16 protein-coding genes are annotated in these 18,292 nt (G+C 61.6%); 8 read left to right on the plus strand and 8 right to left on the minus strand.

The features are described from left to right. Positions 1-86 precede the first annotated feature (86 nt). Positions 87-269 (minus strand): type II toxin-antitoxin system Phd/YefM family antitoxin, encoded by a 183-nt coding sequence (locus ACNFG0_RS09985; RefSeq protein ID WP_196145830.1) that lies wholly within the window; start codon positions 267-269, stop codon positions 87-89. Between the two features lie 335 nt (positions 270-604). On the opposite strand from ACNFG0_RS09985, the gene ACNFG0_RS09990 reads away from it, so the two are divergent. Continuing rightward, positions 605-1,525 (plus strand): pyridoxal-phosphate dependent enzyme, encoded by a 921-nt coding sequence (locus ACNFG0_RS09990; RefSeq protein WP_416764640.1) that lies wholly within the window; start codon positions 605-607, stop codon positions 1,523-1,525. Positions 1,526-1,854: 329 nt separating this feature from the next. Here the strand turns inward: ACNFG0_RS09990 and ACNFG0_RS09995 are convergent, their stop codons facing one another. The 4 genes from ACNFG0_RS09995 to ACNFG0_RS10010 form a co-directional block, all read right to left on the minus strand. Then, positions 1,855-3,108 carry an OprD family porin gene (locus ACNFG0_RS09995; protein ID WP_416764641.1) on the minus strand — a complete coding sequence of 418 codons (1,254 nt, stop codon included), beginning with the start codon at positions 3,106-3,108 and terminating at the stop codon, positions 1,855-1,857. Positions 3,109-3,167: 59 nt separating this feature from the next. Then, complete coding sequence (locus ACNFG0_RS10000) at positions 3,168-4,472, minus strand: CitMHS family transporter (protein WP_196145833.1); 1,305 nt, start codon at positions 4,470-4,472, stop codon at positions 3,168-3,170. 122 nt (positions 4,473-4,594) lie between these two features. Next, the gene (locus ACNFG0_RS10005) at positions 4,595-5,908 is read right to left on the minus strand and encodes a dicarboxylate/amino acid:cation symporter (protein ID WP_416764642.1); all 1,314 of its coding nucleotides are present in this window, start codon (positions 5,906-5,908) and stop codon (positions 4,595-4,597) included. Positions 5,909-5,971: 63 nt separating this feature from the next. Beyond that, positions 5,972-7,051, minus strand: a complete 1,080-nt coding sequence (locus tag ACNFG0_RS10010; RefSeq protein WP_416764643.1) for a 4-oxalomesaconate tautomerase — start codon at positions 7,049-7,051, stop codon at positions 5,972-5,974. A gap of 147 nt (positions 7,052-7,198) precedes the next feature. Between ACNFG0_RS10010 and ACNFG0_RS10015 the strand changes: the two genes are divergently transcribed. Then, positions 7,199-8,092 carry a LysR family transcriptional regulator gene (locus ACNFG0_RS10015; RefSeq protein ID WP_196145835.1) on the plus strand — a complete coding sequence of 298 codons (894 nt, stop codon included), beginning with the start codon at positions 7,199-7,201 and terminating at the stop codon, positions 8,090-8,092. Between the two features lie 236 nt (positions 8,093-8,328). Here ACNFG0_RS10015 and ACNFG0_RS10020 read toward each other — a convergent pair whose 3' ends face one another. Then, positions 8,329-9,243 (minus strand): LysR substrate-binding domain-containing protein, encoded by a 915-nt coding sequence (locus tag ACNFG0_RS10020; RefSeq protein ID WP_416764644.1) that lies wholly within the window; start codon positions 9,241-9,243, stop codon positions 8,329-8,331. A 141-nt stretch (positions 9,244-9,384) separates the two neighbouring features. Here ACNFG0_RS10020 and ACNFG0_RS10025 point away from each other — a divergent pair, with 141 nt between their 5' ends. After that, positions 9,385-9,777, plus strand: coding sequence for a RidA family protein (locus ACNFG0_RS10025; protein WP_196145837.1), 393 nt, complete (start codon positions 9,385-9,387; stop codon positions 9,775-9,777). 29 nt (positions 9,778-9,806) lie between these two features. On the opposite strand, the gene ACNFG0_RS10030 is transcribed toward ACNFG0_RS10025, so the two are convergent. Further along, positions 9,807-10,694, minus strand: coding sequence for a LysR family transcriptional regulator (locus tag ACNFG0_RS10030; RefSeq protein WP_416764645.1), 888 nt, complete (start codon positions 10,692-10,694; stop codon positions 9,807-9,809). A gap of 116 nt (positions 10,695-10,810) precedes the next feature. Here ACNFG0_RS10030 and ACNFG0_RS10035 point away from each other — a divergent pair, with 116 nt between their 5' ends. Then, a complete protein-coding gene (locus ACNFG0_RS10035) occupies positions 10,811-11,557 on the plus strand; it encodes a sulfite exporter TauE/SafE family protein (protein WP_416764646.1) in 747 nt (248 codons plus the stop codon). Positions 11,558-11,572: 15 nt separating this feature from the next. Here the strand turns inward: ACNFG0_RS10035 and ACNFG0_RS10040 are convergent, their stop codons facing one another. Further along, positions 11,573-12,415 (minus strand): AraC family transcriptional regulator, encoded by an 843-nt coding sequence (locus ACNFG0_RS10040; protein WP_416764647.1) that lies wholly within the window; start codon positions 12,413-12,415, stop codon positions 11,573-11,575. 156 nt (positions 12,416-12,571) lie between these two features. Between ACNFG0_RS10040 and ACNFG0_RS10045 the strand changes: the two genes are divergently transcribed. The 4 genes from ACNFG0_RS10045 (at position 12,572) to ACNFG0_RS10060 (ending at position 18,260) form a co-directional block, all read left to right on the plus strand. After that, on the plus strand, positions 12,572-13,078 hold the full coding sequence (locus tag ACNFG0_RS10045) for a YkgB family protein (RefSeq protein ID WP_416764648.1): 507 nt from the start codon (positions 12,572-12,574) through the stop codon (positions 13,076-13,078). A gap of 268 nt (positions 13,079-13,346) precedes the next feature. Beyond that, complete coding sequence (locus ACNFG0_RS10050; protein ID WP_416764649.1) at positions 13,347-15,509, plus strand: TonB-dependent siderophore receptor; 2,163 nt, start codon at positions 13,347-13,349, stop codon at positions 15,507-15,509. A gap of 224 nt (positions 15,510-15,733) precedes the next feature. Next, the gene (locus tag ACNFG0_RS10055; RefSeq protein WP_416764650.1) at positions 15,734-16,696 is read left to right on the plus strand and encodes an MBL fold metallo-hydrolase; all 963 of its coding nucleotides are present in this window, start codon (positions 15,734-15,736) and stop codon (positions 16,694-16,696) included. A 391-nt stretch (positions 16,697-17,087) separates the two neighbouring features. Beyond that, complete coding sequence (locus tag ACNFG0_RS10060) at positions 17,088-18,260, plus strand: MFS transporter (RefSeq protein ID WP_196155024.1); 1,173 nt, start codon at positions 17,088-17,090, stop codon at positions 18,258-18,260. Positions 18,261-18,292: the final 32 nt, after the last annotated feature.

Here is an 18,292-nt window from a genome sequence, read left to right on the forward strand (position 1 = left end):
TGGCGATCCCTGTCGCCGCCAAGGCGATCCCCGTGAAGAGGCCGTATGCGTCATCCAGCGCGCTGTGTCGCGGGTAGGAGGCAGTATCACAGTTCATACGGCGCACCCAATAGGACTGTGCCGCGCGGGCGCAGGCCTTCCACTGCGGTGATGCGAGCGATCTCAACCCCATGGCGGAGTATGATCACTTCTGTTCCGTAAATGACTTGCTCAAGAATGAACTCAAGGCTCGTTTGAGCCTCGGACAGGTCATATTTCACCTGATGCACGATGGGGTTCCTTTTGGGATTCTTGTTTCAGGGAGAAGGCGGGTACGCCTCAAGCCGCGCGGCCGGGTTGGCTCAACGCTGGGAAATATGATGATGCTTCCAGAAAGAAAAGTGCTTTCTAATTACGCTTAGGATTTGGGTTTGCGCGAATAGAATATGCACCACCCACACTAATCATGAATGACTTATGCGACCACGACTCGTCACTGACTTTGGTCACTGGTCCACGAGCAACATCGCACATGCGAAGCTTGGTCAGATCGCAGGCTCGTCGCTTGCTGTCATGGCCGATCGAAGAGCGCTCCGCCGACCTGACCGCGTTTTGAGAGAATTGTATGCCCCTTCACATCAACACTCCGCTGATCGAATCCCGTCCTTTGTCTGTCACGGCCAAGCGTTCTGTCTGGCTCAAGCTCGATGCGCTGCAACCGTGCGGCTCGTTCAAACTGCGTGGTGTGGGCTACGCCTGCGAAATACATCACCAACGCGGCGCTACCCATTTCGTTTCTTCATCGGGAGGCAATGCGGGCTTGGCGGTCGCCTATGCAGGTCGCAAGCTGGGCGTCCCGGTTACCGTGGTCGTGCCTGAAACGACCACTGAACGTGCCAAGGAATTGCTTCGCTTGGAAGGCGCTGAAGTCATTGTGCATGGCAGTTCCTGGCAGGAGGCGAACCAGCTGGCATTGACGCTGCTCTCCCCTACCAAGGCCTTTATTCACCCGTTCGATGATCCGTTGCTCTGGACGGGTCACGCGACCTTGATCGATGAGGTCGCGCAAGCTGGCCAGAAGCCCGATGCCGTTGTACTTTCGGTTGGAGGGGGTGGACTGCTCTGTGGTGTGATCGAGGGTTTAATGCGTAACGGTTGGCAGGATGTGCCGGTTATTGCCGCGGAAACCGAAGGCGCAGCATCCTTCCACGCCGCCACCGAGGCGGGCCAGTTGGTTGAACTTGACCGCATCAGCTCAATCGCAACGTCATTGGGTGCCAAACGTATCTGCGAACAGGCTTACCAGTACAGCCAAACGCACAGCATCCAGAGCGTTGTGGTAACCGACCAGGCGGCTCTGAAGGCATGCAAGCAATTTCTGGTCGATCACCGCGTACTGGTCGAGCCCGCTTGTGGTGCGGCGTTGGCCTTGGCCTATGAGCCGCACTTGCTGGGTGTGTACCAGAACGTGTTGGTAGTGGTGTGTGGAGGGGCAACTGCCACCTTGGAACAGATTGAGCAGTGGTCCTCGAAATATGATCGCTAAGACACTAAAGCCAGCCTAAGCACTAATGCCGGTCAGTTAAGCATTTGGGGCCGCTACGCGCCCCATCGCGGCACAAGGCCGCTCAGGAAACCCGCCATCGGCAAGGTTTGCGTGATCCTGTAAGAGCGGCGCTGCGACTTGTCCCACGATGGGCTGCTTAGCAGCCCCAATGAGATGTCCCAAATAGCTCATCGTTCTTCCCCAAGAAGCAGAAACATACATCGATTTCGCAGCGCCCTGGTACACGAAGGCCGAAGGCTTGATCTGACCTGCGCCGGGCATCGTGCGCACAGGGGACCGACAGGGCCCGCCAACCCGCATCGGCGCGTCTACCACACTGCAATGTCGTAGGTCAGGTAGATCCGGTTGCTGTCACGCCCTCGGGAGAAATCGGAGCGGTAGACGTAGTTGCGCAGTTTCACGCCCAAGCCCTTCATGGGCCCGGCTTGCACGACATAGGCGAGCTCGATGTCACGCTCCCATTCGCTGAGCCCGGCGTCGGCAGCGCGCCCGGTGTCGCCGCTCAGGTAGCGCGTCATGAAGGTGAGCCCAGGGACACCGGCCGCGGCGAAGTTGTAGGCATAGCTCGCCATCCAGGTCTTCTCTTCCTCCTCGATGAACTTGCCGATGCCGACATTACTGAACGAATAGACCGTCGCCCCGCTGATGTACGGCAGCCCCGCCTCGCCATCGAGTACCTGGTAACCGGCTCCGACGGTGTGTCCCGAGTGGGTATACGACACCTGCCCACTGACCATGTCGTTGTCGATCCTGCCGCCATACGCGGCTCCGCTGTCGCGGCTCCTGAAGTAGCGCAGGTCGGTGGTGAATACCCCGCCGGCCAACGGCAGCTCGTGTACCAGGCCCGCATAGTCCTGGCGGTAGAAGTGTTCGAGCTGACCATGGAAATAGCTCAGGCGCAGCTGCTTGGTGACGGCATAGTCGGCGCCGGCGAAGCTGAAATCGCCCGACTCGCCGCCTCCGTAACCATCCAGGGAGAGGCCGGTGCTATCGGAGGAATCGCGCTGCTTGAAGCGGTCCAAGTGGCCAGCGGTCAGGGTCAGTCCCTCGACATCAGTGCTGGTCAGTTGCGTGCCTTGATAAGTCTGCGGCAGCAGCCGCGCATCGTTGTAGACCAGCACCGGTGTCCTGGGCAGCAAGGTGCCATGCTTGACCACGGTCTGCCCCAGGCGCGCCTTGGCCGTCACCCCGGCACTGGTGAACTCATCCGCAGCGCGACCATCGTCGTGGACCGGCAACAGGCCGGTACCGCTGCGGCCTCGACCCGAATCGAGCCGGACACCCACCAGCCCCAGGGCATCGAGCCCCAGGCCCAGCGCCCCTTGGGTGAAACCTGACTGGTAGTCGAGCAGAAAACCCTGCGCCCATTCCACCCGCTCGCTTTTGGCAGTCGCGGCAGCGCGGGCGCTCATGCCCTGTTCATCGCGGAAGTTTTCGTTGAAATAGACGTTGCGCAGCTGCAGCTTGAGCTTGCCGTCATCGATGAATCCGGCAGCGCCGGCCACAGGCAACCAGCCGCAGAGCAGGCCACAGGTGGCCCCACGGAAAACAGCTCGGGACATGTTCGGTACTCTATTGTTGTTATTGAGTGAAGGTGGGCGCCGGCTGCGCCCGATGCGGCTCAGACGAAGAAGGACAGCGCCCCCGTGAGCAACGCCAGCGCCGTGATGACCAGCGAAGTGAGTACCGCCCATTTGACGGTGGCCTTCTGGAAGTCGCCGATATCGCGATCGACCATGCCGACCAGCAACAGGGTCGAGGCGACCAACGGACTCATCAGGTGCACCGGCTGCCCCAGCACCGAGGCGCGGGCGATTTCAACCGGGTCGATGCCGTAGGCAGCGGCGGCGTTGGCGAGAATCGGCACCACGCCAAAGTAATAGGCATCGTTGGACAGCACGAAGGTCAGCGGCATGCTGGTCAGCGCCACCACCAGCGGGAACCAATGGCTCCACGCCTCGGGGATCCAGTCGACCAGTGTCTGCGCCAGGGCATCGACCATCTTGGTGCCGGAGAAGATCCCAGCGAAGATGCCGGCAGCGAATACCAGCAGCACCACAGTCATGGCGTTGCCCGAATGAGCGAGGATGCGCTCCTTCTGCAGGTCCAGTTGCGGGTAGTTGATCATCAGCGCCGCGACGAAACCGATCATGAACAACAGCGCGGAGTGCATCACGCCCATCACCAACGCCGACATGACGGCAATCACCAGCACCAGGTTCACGTATGCCAGCCGTGGACGCTTGTGCGGATTGTCGCCGAGGATTTCCTTGATGTAGCAATTGCCGCCCCCGGACTCCAGGGCAATGTTGCCGATACGTCGGCGCTCGGCGCGGCCCAGCAGGTAGGCGGTGAACACCACCCACGCCGCACCGCCGATCACGGTGGGCAACAACGGGATGAAGTACTCGGTCGCATCCAGCCCGAGCGCGGCAATGGCCCGGGTTGCCGGCCCGCCCCAGGGGCTCATGCCGCTCATGATGCTCAGCGACAGCATCGACACCGTGGCCAGGATCATCGGGTTCATGCCAATGCGCTTGTACAGCGGCAGCATCGCCGCACAGGTGATCATGTAAGTGGTGGTGCCGTCACCGTCGAGCGCCACCAACAGCGACAGCAGCGCTGTGCCGATGGCAATCTTGATCGGGTCGCCATTGACGCGCTTGAGGATCTTGCGGATCAGCGGGTCGAACAGGCCGGCATCGATCATCAGGCCGAAGAACAGAATGGCGAACAGCAACAGGGCCGCCGAGGGCGCCACCATTTTCAGGCCGTCGAGCATCATCTTGCCCAGCTCGGGGGCAAAGCCACCGATCACCGCGAAGGCAGTGGGCACCACGGTGAGCGCAACGATCGGCGACAGGCGTTTACTCATGATCAGGTAGGTGAAGGTCACCACCATGATCAGGCCCAGGAGTGCGAGCATGGTCTTCTCTCTTGTTTTTATTCTATTGCGGCCATCGGCAAGGCAGACGGCCCCCTACCCCACTCCACATCGCTGGGATGTCGAGTGGGATTCTAAGTCAACACAGTGAGGTGGAAGGGCTTTCAGCCGTGATGCCGAGGCTCGGCAGACCAATCGGCGTGCACGGTGTCGCCCTCGGCTGGTGCAGCCGGGGTGCCATTCAGGTGGCGTAGCAAGGTGTCCCGTTCACAGGCGTTCTCCGACAGTGAAATGACCACCGTAGCCACGGCGTTACTGGCCAGGCTGGTCAGGGCTCGGGCCTCCGACATGAAACGGTCGATGCCGATCAGCAGGGCAAGCCCTGCCAGCGGGATATCGTGGATTACGGTCAAGGTCGAGGCCAGCGCCACGAAACCACTGCCGGTCACGCCCGCAGCGCCTTTGGAGGACAACAGCATGATCGCCAGCATGGTCACCGTCTGCCCCAGGGTCAGGTCGATGTTGCAGGCTTGGGCGATGAACACCGCCGCCAACGACAGGTAGATGGCAGTACCGTCGAGGTTGAACGAATAGCCGGTTGGCAGCACCAGCCCGACCACACCTTTCTTGCAGCCGAGCTTTTCTAGTTTTTCCAACATGCGCGGCAGCACGGGCTCGGTGGACGAGGTGCCGAGCACCACCAGAAACTCCTCGCGGAAGTACCGCAGCAGCTTCCACAGGCTGAAGCCATGGGCACGGCAGATGCCACCGAGCACCACCAGCACGAAGAATGCGCAGGCGATGTACAGCGTACCCACCAGCTTGGCCAACGCCCCGAGGGAAGTCACGCCGTACTGCCCGACGGTGAAGGCCAGCGCACCGAAAGCACCGACCGGGGCGAAGCGCATCAGGTAGCCGAAGATACGGAACACCATGGTCGAGGCCGATTCCAGCACATCGAGTACCGGCTTGCCCTTCTCGCCCATCGACGACAGGGCAAAACCGCTGAGCACCGCGATGAACAATACTGGCAACACCTCACCCTTGTTGAACGCCCCGATGAACGTGTCTGGGATGATGTGCATGAAGAAGTCGACCACGCTGAGCTTGGCCGCAGACGCGGCGTACTGGCCGAGCCCCTCGGTGCTGAGGGTGGCTGGGTCGATGTTCATGCCGACACCCGGGCGGAACAGGTATACCGCTGCCAGGCCGATGACCAGGCTGACGATCGTCAACCCCAGGAACAACAGCAAGGTCTTGCTCATCAACCGACCCAGCGTACGCTTGTCGGTCATGCCGGCGATGCCGGTCACGATGGTGCAGAACACGACCGGGGCGATCATCATCTTGATCAGTTTGATGAATGCATCACCCAGTGGCTTGAGCGCAACGGCCTGTTGGGCCCAGAAATGACCGACCACCACGCCCAGCAGGAGGGCGCAGAGAATCTGGAAATACAGTGACTTCGCGAGTTTCATGAGGCATCACCCATTGTTGAAATTGTGCGGATGTGCGAGTTGCCGATGTGCTGCAGACCCTGCCTACCCCGCCCGCTTGCGCAAGGTCGGGGCGTAGACGAAGCCTGAAAACAGCCGGCGGGCGGTTCTCACCACGGAGGCCTGGAGCGTCTTGCCATCGGCACCGCTGCGCGAAAGCGCCACGTCGATGCCACCGCTCGGGTGCTCCAGGCGGACTTCCTCGAGCTGCTGCGCGTGTTCTCCCAACATGTCCATGATCACCGTGCCTGGGCTGACGCAGGCCGTTGCCAGGCCGATCGCACCGGTGATGGCCAAGGCGCGGTGGCAATTGTGAGGCATGAAGTAGCGCACCTGCAGCGTGCCGTCGTGACGAGGTGGAGAAACCAGTACGGGCTTGGGGATCACCATGCCACTGACATCACCCAGCCCCATGGCCTTGCCGGCCTTCAGGCGCAAGGCCTCCAGGCGTTTCAGCAAGCGGCTGTCGGCATCCAGCTGAGCCGGGGTCTCGGAACCGGTCACGCCCAGCTCGCTGGCCTCGATGATCATCATCGGCATGGCCATGTCGATGCAGGTCACCGGCACACCGTCGATCACATCCTGGGCCTGGCCGGTGGGGAACAGCTTGCCGGTCTTGCTACCTACCGCGTCGAGGAAGGTCAGGTGCACCGGGGCGGCGCTACCCGGCACCCCGTCGATCACCGTGCGGCCTTCGTAACGCACGACGCCACCGGGTGTTTCCACCAGCGAGTTGACGAACGTGTTGGTGTTGAGGTTGCGGATACGTACCAAGGTCTTGCCATCCTGGGCCTTGACCAGCCCTTGCTCGATAGCGAAGGGGCCGACCGCGCAAAGCATATTGCCGCAGTTAGGCGCGGTATCGACTCGGCGCTGGGCGACCATGACCTGCACGAACAGGTAATCGACGTCGGCATCGGCGTGCAGCGAGGGGCTGATGATCGCCACCTTGCTGGTCTGAGGGCTACCGCCACCGATGCCGTCGATTTCCAGTTCGTGCCCGGAACCCATCAGGTTGATCAGCAATTCGTCGCGTTCGACCACATTGGAAGGAAGATCCCAGGCGTGGAAAAAAGGCCCTTTGGAGGTACCACCGCGCATGAGTACGCAAGGAATTCGTTGCATGATTTCGCACTCGTGTTGATCAATAGCGATCATTGATGTTGTGAGCACAAGATTGACAGGGATAGATAAATCAATCCAATGCAAATATCGTAGCTATTATTGCGATTAATTAATCAATCTATGACCGGGACCAAAGAGTGATCCGAGATGGAATATGAGCTTCAAGACATACGATCTTTCGTGAAAATCGCTGAACTTGGCAGTTTCCACGAGGCCGCGGAAGCGTTGCACTTATCCCAGCCGGCCCTGAGCCGGCGGATCAAGAAGCTCGAGGAAGGGCTGGGCACCTCGCTGCTGGAGCGCACGACCCGTCGCGTCAGCCTGACCAGCGTCGGGCGAGATTTCTTGCCCAAGGCCAGGCGCCTGTTGGATGACTTCGAAGACTCGATCCTGAGCATTCGGGAGCTCGCCGAACGGCAAACGGGGCAGGTCACCCTCGCCTGCATCCCGACCGCAGCGTTCTATTTCCTGCCGTCGGTGATCCGCGACTACAACGAGCAATACCCCAAGATCCGCATCCGCCTGCTGGATCTCAGCGCCAACGACGGGCTCGAGGCCGTGCTGCGGGGCGAGGCGGATTTCGGCATCAACATGATGAGCGGCCAACACCCGGACATCGAGTTCGTCTCCCTGGTGCAGGAGCATTTCGTCCTGGCTTGCCGCCGTGATCACAAGCTGGCGAACCGCGACGCCGTCACCTGGGCCGAACTGGCCGACTACCGCCTGATCGGCGTGGGCCGCCTGAGCGGTAACCGGATGCTGCTGGACCATGCCCTGTCCGGGCTCAACCTACGGCCCAAGTGGTTCTATGAGGTCCAGCACCTGTCCACCTCGCTGGGCATGGTCGAGGCCGGGCTGGGCGTTTCGGCCATGCCCAGCCTGGCCATGCCCAGCGCCGACCATCCGACGCTGGTCAGCGTGCCGCTGATCGAACCCCAGGTCACCCGCACCCTGGGGCTGGTCTATCGGCGAGGGGCGTCGCTGTCGCCAGCGGCAGAGAAGTTCGTGTCGATCCTGCTGGATAAATGGCCCAACCGGTGAGCGAAACACCTTGCGCGGAATCGGGCGCTGATTGCCAGCCGCGCCGCCCGCCTCCTGTGGGCGGGCTTATCCCGCGATTGGGCCGGGCTAGATATCACCGTAGCCTGGCAAGGGCTTCGCCCTTGATCGCGGGACAAGTCGGACCGCCGCACCGCCGCTCCCACAGGGGGGCCAGCGCTAGCCGCTTGTTCTTTGCGCGATAGGGCAATCCGTAATTCAAAGTGGTCCTGCCTGTTTTACTCAACCACCGGCGCACGCTCGGACATCAATTCGGTGATCCAGTCGATAAACACCCTGACCTTGGCGCTGACATGGCGGCTCGGCGGAAATGCCAAGTACATCGGCATTGGCGGCATCTGCCAGTCGTCGAACAGCGCCAGCAGCTCACCGCTGGCAAGGTGTGGTTCGGCCATGTACTGCGGTAGCCAGAGTATGCCAAGGCCAGCCAAGCCGGCAGCAAGGTAGGCATTGCCGTCGTCTACGATCAGTTGCGGGCGGCCTTGAGCCTCCATGCGCTCCTCACCGCGATGCATCGCGTAGGGCAGCGTCTTGCCAGTACGAGACCAAAGAAAACCCACGGTCTTGTGCTTGCCCTCCTCCAATTCACGAGGGTGCTCCGGCATCCCGAAGCGCTGCAAATAACTGCGCGCGGCATAGATACCGAGCTGCAAATCGCCCACATGCCTCGCCACCAGGGACTGATCGGTGATCTCGCCACCACGCACCACGCAATCGACGTTCTCGCTAATGATGTCGACGACGCGATCACTCACGCCCAAGGTCAATTGAATATCCGGATAACGTGCAAAGAACTCCGGTAAGGCGGGTATCAACAGGAGGCGCGCCAGTGGGCTGGGAACATCTACCCGAAGTCGCCCGCGCGGCGCCATGGATGCACTGGACACGCTGGTCTCGGCGTCGTCCAGGTCGACCAGCAGCCGGACCACGCGTTCGTAGTAGGCCGCCCCGTCGGCGGTGACATTCACTTTGCGCGTGGTGCGGTTGAGCAAGCGCACCCGCAGCCGCGCTTCCAGTTGCTGAACCAGTTGCGTCACGGTGGTCTTGCTCATGTGCAGGGTCGCAGCGGCCTTGGTGAAGCTGCCAGTCTCCACTACCCGGGCAAAGGCCTGCATTGCATCGAAACGGTCCATCTCACGTCTCCCTCGCGCCTGGATTGTTTGGATTATACAAACAGTCCTGAACAAGGCTGCCCGTTTATCCACGTCGAAAGCGATCCTTATAGTGGCGTCAACATAGACACCGAGCCGCGATGGCCCAGAACGAGGTATGCAATGTCCAACAAACGTAATGCCGTTTTCCCGCCTGACCGCCATGCACTGTATGAGCTTCACCGCTACTCGCCAGCGATTCGGTCCAACGGTTTTCTGTTCGTGTCCGGCCAGGTCGGCAGCCGCAAGGATGGCTCGCCCGAACCGGACCTCGCGGCGCAAGTGCGCTTGGCCTTCGCCAACCTCAACGCGATCCTGGCCGAGGCCGGCAGCAGTTTCGACGATGTGGTCGACACGACCATCTTCATGGTCGACCCCGATTCGAAGTTCGAAACCATCTGGGAGGTGGCGTCCGAGTATTGGGGCGAAGCGCCCTACCCAACGGTGACCGCAGTCGGCGTGACCTGGCTGTCGGGCTTCGACTTCGAGATCAAAGTGATCGCGAAACTACCGTAACGGAGCCCGCCAGACCTTACCTCCGAGGGCTATGGGCGACCACCCAGATGGGCCAGCAGGCTTTGCATCGGCCCCGTCAGTTCGCTCCAGTCCTTGAAGCACAGACACAGCTGGCGCCGCGCCCAACTCTCTTCCAATGCAACCACTTGAAGGGCGTAGCGCCGTCGGTAACGTTTTGCAATGCTCTGCGGCACGATCCCGATGCCAACTCCATGCGCGACCATTTCGCACACCCCTTCGAATGTCTTCATGCGAATTCGAAGGTCGAGCGGCCTGCCCGCTACGCGGGCATGTTCATCGATGTGGTCTTGCAATGCACTTGCTTGAGACAGGCCCACGAAGGGCAGCTCCAGAACCTCTGCGAACGTCACTTGCTTGCCGAGCGCGTAGGTATTCTGTGCAGCCGTGATCACGACCAGGTGGTCCCGTGCCACTGCCTGCACTTGAAGCCCATCAGCCGCAATGGCATCGGAAATCACACCCGCCTCGGTCAACCCCGAGGCAACGGCGCGAACGATCTCGATGCTGGTGCGCTCCTTGAGTTCGATGCGCAAACGAGGCCGAGCTGCCAGCCATGGCGCAAGACGGCTGGGCAGGAACTCGATGAGCGCGGCAGTATTGGCATACAGGTGCAGCGTTCCCCTGGCACCTGCGGCGAAGTCTTGAAGCTCGCCCTTGAGCCTTTCTTGCTGCCTGAGAATCAGGCGGGCGTGATGGGCTAGCGCCTCACCAGCTTCCGTGGTGACGACACCTCTCGGGCGGCGCTCGAGCAACGCCACACCGGCTGCGCTTTCGATGTTGCGCAGGCGCTCGCTTGCCGAGGCCAGGGCGAGATTCGCGCGCGCGGCCCCGGCGGTGATGCTGCCGACATCCACGATACACAGGAACAGCTGCAGGTCTGCCAAGTCGAGGCGCATGTAAGCCCTACTCCTGCCTTCGGAGCCTCCGAAGCTTCAATGAATATTTCCGCATTGTGCCTGGCCTCACCAACAGCTTCAATTGAACACCCATGCCCTGCTGTAGAAGCCCTGCCATGCACGACTCTGCATTGAACATCTTGCTGTTGATCGGCACCTTCCTGCTTGCAGGGATGGTGAAAGGCGTAACCGGCATGGGGCTTCCTACCATTGCCATGGGGTTGCTGGGAACGGTAATGCCCCCAGCCGGTGCCGCCGCAATGCTGGTCATCCCATCCTTGCTGACCAATGTGTGGCAGCTGCTTTGTGGCCCGGCAGTGGCGCGAGTGATGCGCCGCCTGTGGCCCATGATGCTGTGCATCACCCTCGCAACGGTTGCCGGATCAGCATGGCTGGTAAAGGTGAGCCCGGCTTGGTCTGGGTTTGGCCTTGGCGTTGCACTTATCGTGTACGCCACCTATGCACTCATCGCGCCGGCCTTTACTGTGCCCACGCAGCTCGAGCGATGGCTATCGCCGGCGATCGGCTTGACCACGGGTATGGTCACCGGCGCTACCGGTGTGTTCGTGATGCCGGCGGTTCCCTATCTTGGGTCGTTGAACATAAGCCGCGAGGAGCTGGTTCAGGCACTAGGCTTGTCGTTCACCGTTTCCACCGTCGCGCTCGCCATAGGGTTGTTCATGCATGGCGCCTTTCAGGTGACGCAACTGGGCACCTCCGCGATGGCTATCGTTCCGGCATTGATCGGAATGTGGGCCGGTCAAATTGTGCGGAGGCGAATCAGCCCCAAGCGCTTTCGCCACTGTTTCTTGCTGTTCCTGATCGTGCTGGGGCTTGAGCTTTTTTGTCGTCCGTTCTTTTGATACGCGAGGCAAACATCAAACAGGATGCGCATCAGCTGCATCGATCGACTTCATCCAGTCGCGCGGATTGAGACCGGTCTTGCGCCGGAATGCCCGCGCTAATGCAGAGGGGCTTTCGTACCCAACCTGATCGGAGATCAAAGCCATGGAGCCTCCTTCTCGCAACAGCTTCTGCGCCAGGCTGATCCGCCAGCTCAACAGATAATCGGCAGGCGTCTGCCCGACCACAGCCTTGAAGTACGCGGCATAACTCGCGCGTGACATATTCGACTCGCTGGCCAGTTGCGAAATCGACCAGGGGTGCTGAGGCATTTCATGAATCTTGACCAATGAACGAGACAGGCGAGCATCAGCAAGGCCCGCCATCATTCCGGACTCGAGCTGATGGTGGTCGAGCAGATGCCGCAATAACTGAATGACCACCAGCTCGAAGAGTCGATCCAGCGTAGCGCGGCGACCGCAATGGTCGCCGTCGGCCTCGGCGAATAACCATTTGACCGTGTCCGAGAGCATTGGCAGCCCGGCCAGCGGCAAAACCATCACATCAGGCAAGGCCGCTGCCAACGGATTGTCCTCCCCGCCCGCGAAGGCCAGGGATGCGCATTGCAAGCGGGCTTCACCTGCCGGGGTACTGGATACCTGGTGCCGGTTGGGGCGAGGAATGAAAATCAGGCTCGGCTCGGTCAGCAATACAGTCGATCGACCCTCGATCGATAAGGCCAACACCCCGCTCTGCAGCAGATGGATATGGCCCCTGCGGTCTGCGTCGGTGTATTGCCTAGTGCCACAAAGCCCACCGCTGTAATACAGCTCGGCACGCACACCGTAGAGCGTCAGTAGTTTGGATAACCGATCCATGAGTACGCGCACCTCGGATTTGGACGATCTGCAGCAAATTATAGACTAATTGAACCCAAAAGAATGGCGTTCCCTTGCATCATGGCCCCGTACTCAAACGGCGCTAGGAAGTGCGCCGTATGCCCACTGATACAACAGACTCTTTGGAGATCGCTCATGAACACTTCTATTGCTGACCGCTCCTTCACCACCCGCCTTCTGAACAAAGGCCTGGGCCAGCAGGCCACACGTGCCGGCGTTGTAGGCATCTACGCGGCCATGGCCATCATCTACTTCTGGTTCGGAGGCATGAAGTTCACTGGCTATGAGGCGAACGGCATTCATGGCTTCGTCAGTAACAGCCCGTTGCTTTACTGGGTGTACAACCTCATGAGCATCCAAGGATTCTCTAACTTTCTGGGTGTTCTGGAGATCTCTATCGGTCTACTGATCGCTGGCCGGGTGTTTTCTGCCAAATTCTCGGCTTTGGGCGGGTTGCTCTCCGCCGGCCTGTTCATCACGACGCTTTCATTCATGCTGACCACGCCAGGTGTATTCGAGCCTAGCCTCGGTTTCCCTGCGATTTCCGTGGTGCCTGGCCAGTTCCTATTGAAGGACTTGGGTCTGCTCGCGGCTTCGATTTTCATTGCCGGCACCTCGATGACTGCACTTGAGCAGAAATAACATCGCGTCTTGATAAGGGTCTTCTGCACGATCAGAAGACCCTTTTCGTTATCAGGCCAATAAATCCGCTGGCTCCGACATCGAGCCCTACCCCTTGGCCGCAAATCATTGACCAGGCAATTCTGGCTGTTGGTCAAATGACTCACCGTTCCCCCGTCTGAATAGCCCAACCCCACATCCGCCCATCGAACGCATTGTCAGTGAGGGACATATTCTGACAAACTTATTGCTAATCATTATCATAATCATCAGCAACAAGGATGACGGCATGTCCCTGGTCCCTTCACCCCAACGCTTCACGCCCACACGTAGCCTGTTGGCAATCGCCATCTGCATGGCACCACTCACGCCCACGGCCGCCAGCGAACAACCCGCAGCGCCCGCGGTGCTCGAGCTCGGCGCCACGGCTATCACCGATACAGGCCTGGGCAGTACCACCGAAGGGTCGCAGTCGTACACCACCGGTAGCATGTCGACCGCCACCAAGCTTCCCCTGACCCTGCGCGAAACACCCCAAGCGGTGACCGTCGTCACCCGCCAGCGCATGGATGACCAGAACATGACCAGCATCAACGATGTGGCCAAGTACACCCCCGGCCTGTTTCTCAATCAATCCAGCGGTCCTGGCCGGCAGTCCTATACAGCCCGAGGCTTCGACGTCGACAGCATCATGTACGACGGCATCCCCAGCTCGTACACCGGCTGGGTGGTAGGCGCCCAACCGAACCTGGCGATGTTCGACCGTGTGGAAGTGGTGCGCGGTGCCACCGGCCTGGTCACCGGGGCCGGCACGCCATCGGCGGCGATCAACCTGGTGCGCAAGCGCCCACTGGCCGAACGTAAAGTCACCCTGACGGGCGCCGCCGGCAGCTGGGACAACTACCGGGGCGAACTCGACGCCTCCAGCCCGCTCAACGACAGCGGTACGCTGCGCGGGCGGGTGGTCACCTCGTACCGTGATGCCAACAGCTTCCGTGATGGGCAGAAGGAAGATCACGGCCTGTTCTATGCGATCACCGAAGCCGACCTGAGCGAGGACACCACCCTCACCCTCGGCTTCTCCCACCAGAAGGACAAGACCAATTTCTTCTGGGGCGCCATCCCCACCGACCTCAGCGGCCACCACCTGGATGTGTCTCGCTCGTACAACCCAGGCACGGACTGGGAAAACAAGGACCAGGAAATCAATACCCTGTTCGCCGAACTGCGTCATCAGTTGGCCAACGACTGGAAGCTGCAGGCCAACGCCAACTACAGCGAGCAGAATGCCCTGTTCCGGGGCTCGTACCAATCGCGCTGGAACACGGCCAAGACCTTGAGCCGTACCGTTTACCAGTCCAAGCACGACGAAAACCAGCTGGGCCTGGATGCCTTTGCCAGCGGCCCGTTCCAAGCCCTGGGCCGCACCCATGAGCTGGTGGTCGGTGCCAGCAAGCGCCTCTATGACATGAACGAGCACAACTACAGCCCGTATGACACCGACTACCCCCTCCACGGCGGCAAGCCCGACTTCGTGCATACCGGCAATAACCGCTACCTGATCAACCAGGAAGGGGTCTACACCACCACCCGCCTGAGCCTGGCCGAGCCGCTCAAGCTGATCCTGGGCGGGCGGCTGGACTGGTACGACTACGACCAGCGCGACAATGACACCGGCGATTACAAGGTGACGCGCAAGGTCACTCGCTACGGTGGCCTGATCTACGACCTGGACGAGCGCCATTCCGTCTACGCCAGCTACACCGATATCTTTACGCCGCAAGACGGCCGGGATGGCGCCGGCAAACCGGTGACGCCCATCGTGGGCAAGAACTACGAGGTCGGGATCAAGGGCGAGTATTTCGATGGCGCGCTGAACGCCAGCCTGGCGCTGTTCCGTATCGACCAGGAAAACCGCCAGGTCGAGGTCAAACTGCCGAGCTGCCCGCAACTGACGTGCTACCAGGCTTCCGGCGAAGTGCGCAGCCAAGGTATCGATTTTGAATTGCAAGGTGCGCTGACCGACCACTGGCAGATCGGTACCGGCTACACCTACGCTCGCGTGCACACGATCAAGGATGACAATGCCCCCGCCAAGGTCAACAAGCCGCTTGAAACCGATACCCCCGAGCACCAGTTCAAGCTATACACCACGTACCGTTTCCAGGGCCCGCTGGAGAAGCTGCGCATCGGCGGTGGCGTGACCTGGCAGAGCCGCATGTACAACGACATCCCGACCGAGGGCGGCGAGTACCGGCTGATCCAGGGCAGCTATGCGGTGACCGACCTGATGGCCGGCTACCAGGTGAACCGAAACCTCGATTTGCAACTCAACGCCAACAACGTGTTCGACAAGAAATACTACTCCTCCATTTCCAAGTCGGTGGACTATGGCGGCGATACCTTCGGTGACCCGCGCAACCTGATGCTGACGGCCAAATACACCTTCTGACATCACGGGGCGCCACAGGCCGACATTTCCATGGGTGAGTGGTTGCCCAGGCTGGCCCCATCGCGGGGCAATCTCCCACAGAACAATGCATAACTACTTGATTTTGCAGACCCTTGTGGGAGCTGGCTTGCCGGCGATTGGGCCAGTACCGACACCAACTGACCTCCTGCCCGTGCGCATGGTCGTACAATGACCCGACCTGCGACCCGCAAAGGAGCCAGCCAATGGACCTGCAGTTTCTGGGCACCTCCGCCGGCGTGCCCACCAAGGCCCGCAATGTTACCGGCACCGCCGTCATCGAAGCCACGGGCAGCCACTGGTACCTGGTGGACTGCGGCGAGGCCACCCAGCACCAGTTGCTGCATACCTCTCTATCGATCCGCGACCTGCGCGGTGTGTTCATCACCCATGTGCATGGCGATCATTGCTTCGGCCTGCCGGGCCTGCTGGCCAGCGCCGGCATGTCCGGGCGCACCCAGCCACTGGACCTGATCCTGCCCGCCGCGCTGCACGACTGGCTGCGCCTGGGCCTGGCCGTCAGCCAGACCTACCTGCAGTTCGAACTGCGCCTACTGGCGCTCGAAGAACTCGGCACCTGGCGCAACGACAATATCCAGGTCAGTACCGTGCCGCTGTCGCACCGAGTGCCCAGCCATGGTTTCGTGTTCAGCGAAATCAACCCCGAACCGCGACTGGACATCGCGCGCCTGGAGGCCGACGGCATTCCCCGTGGCCCGCTGTGGGGCGAATTGGCCCACGGCAACCCGGTGCAACATGAAGGCCGCGTGTTGAACGCCTCGGACTACCTGCGCCCTTCCCGCCCGCCACGGCGCATCATCGTCTGCGGTGACAACGACACCCCGCAGTTGCTCGCAGAGGTCGCCCAGGATGTGGATGTGCTGGTACACGAAGCGACCTTCACCCAGCCGATCGTCGAGCGCACCCAGGTGACCTTCGGCCACAGCACCGCTGCGGCCGTGGCGCAGTTCGCCGAGGCGGCCGGCATCGCCAACCTCGTGCTCACGCACTTCAGCGCGCGCTACCAGCCCGACCCACGACGTAGCCCATCGATCGAAGATGTGCGCGCCGAAGCGATGGCGCACTACAGCGGCAACCTGATCCTGGCCAGGGACCTGCAGCGTTACCACATGGGGCGCGATGGGCGGCTCATGCCCAGCCCTCCATGACAAATGGCCTGGCACCGCTGAACAGATTTTGCGGCCCGCTGTGGGAGCCAACTGTCTTGAGTTGCTTGCCCCGGTCCTATCGCTGGCAAGCCAGCTCCCACAGGTACGGCGGTATCTCTGAAGACAGCGCAGGCCTGGTGGGAGCGGGCTTGTCCCGCGATGGGGCCAGGCCCGATATCCCCGCCGCCTTGCAAGGGCTCCGCTCTTGACCGCGGGGCAAGCCCGCTCCCACAGACGGGGTGGGCGCAAAATCAATAGCGCTCCCCGCACTGGGCGTCAGGATTAATGACTCCAGATCAAAGGTCATTCGCGCAATCGTGACTTAATCCACATCCCATCAACGGCCATACTGCGCCCCTACCTGATCTACTACGCTCGAGGAGCCTATGCAATGAAACCCGGACACGTCCTGTTCGCCCTGGCCATCGGCGCCTTCGGCATCGGCACCACCGAATTCGCCCCCATGGGCCTGCTACCGGTCATCGCCGAAGGCGTGAATGTCAGCATTCCCAGTGCTGGCATGCTGGTGACCGCCTACGCCGTCGGCGTGATGGTCGGCGCACCAATCATGACTCTGCTGTTCAGCCGCTTCGGCAAGCGCGGCGCGCTGATCGCGCTGATGGCCATCTTCACCCTGGGCAACCTGCTCTCGGCCCTGTCGCCCAGCTACGGCACCCTGCTCGCCTCGCGCCTGATCACCAGCCTCAACCACGGCGCCTTCTTCGGCCTGGGGGCGGTGGTAGCGGCAAGCGTGGTGCCCCGCGAGAAACAGGCCAGCGCCATCGCCACCATGTTCATGGGCCTGACCATCGCCAACATCGGCGGCGTGCCCGCCGCCACCTGGATTGGCCAGCAGGTCGGCTGGCGCCTGGCCTTCGCCGGCACCGCAATGCTCGGCATCCTGGCCATGGCTGCGCTGTGGTACGCGTTGCCCAAGGGTGAACGCGGCAGCGTGCCCCATGTACGCCGGGAGCTGGCCGTGATCGCCCGGCCGAACGTCCTGCTGGCCATGGCCACCACCGTGCTCGGTGCCGGCGCCATGTTCACCCTGTACACCTACGTGGCCCCGGTGCTTGCCGAACTGACCGGCGCCTCGGACAGCTTCGTCACCCTGGGCCTGGTGCTGATCGGCGTCGGCTTCACCCTGGGCAATAGCCTGGGCGGGCGCCTGGCCGACTGGTCGCTGGACGGCGCGGCGCGCATCTTCCTCGGCGTGCTGGCCCTGATCATGCTGCTGATGCCGCTGGTGCTCGGCACCCATGTCGGCGCCGCCCTGGCCCTGCTGGTATGGGGCGTATTCACCTTCGCCGTGGTTCCGCCCCTGCAGATGCGCGTGATGATCGCCGCTGCCGAAGCCCCGGGCCTGGCCTCCTCGATCAACGTCGGCGCCTTCAACCTCGGCAACGCCGTGGGCGCGGCATTGGGCGGCGGGGTCATCAGCCTGAACCTCGGCTACGCCGCGGTGCCGGTCGCCGGGGGCTTGCTGGCCGCGGGTGGCCTGCTGCTGGTATGGCTCGGCGGGCGCAACAAGGTTGCCGCCAACGCAGTCGGCGAGACGCTCTGATCGTAAGGCGCGATGGCGAGGCTTCGCTCGCC

This window comes from Pseudomonas sp. NY15372 (assembly GCF_048068215.1).
Classification (GTDB): Bacteria; Pseudomonadota; Gammaproteobacteria; order Pseudomonadales; family Pseudomonadaceae; genus Aquipseudomonas; species Aquipseudomonas guariconensis_A.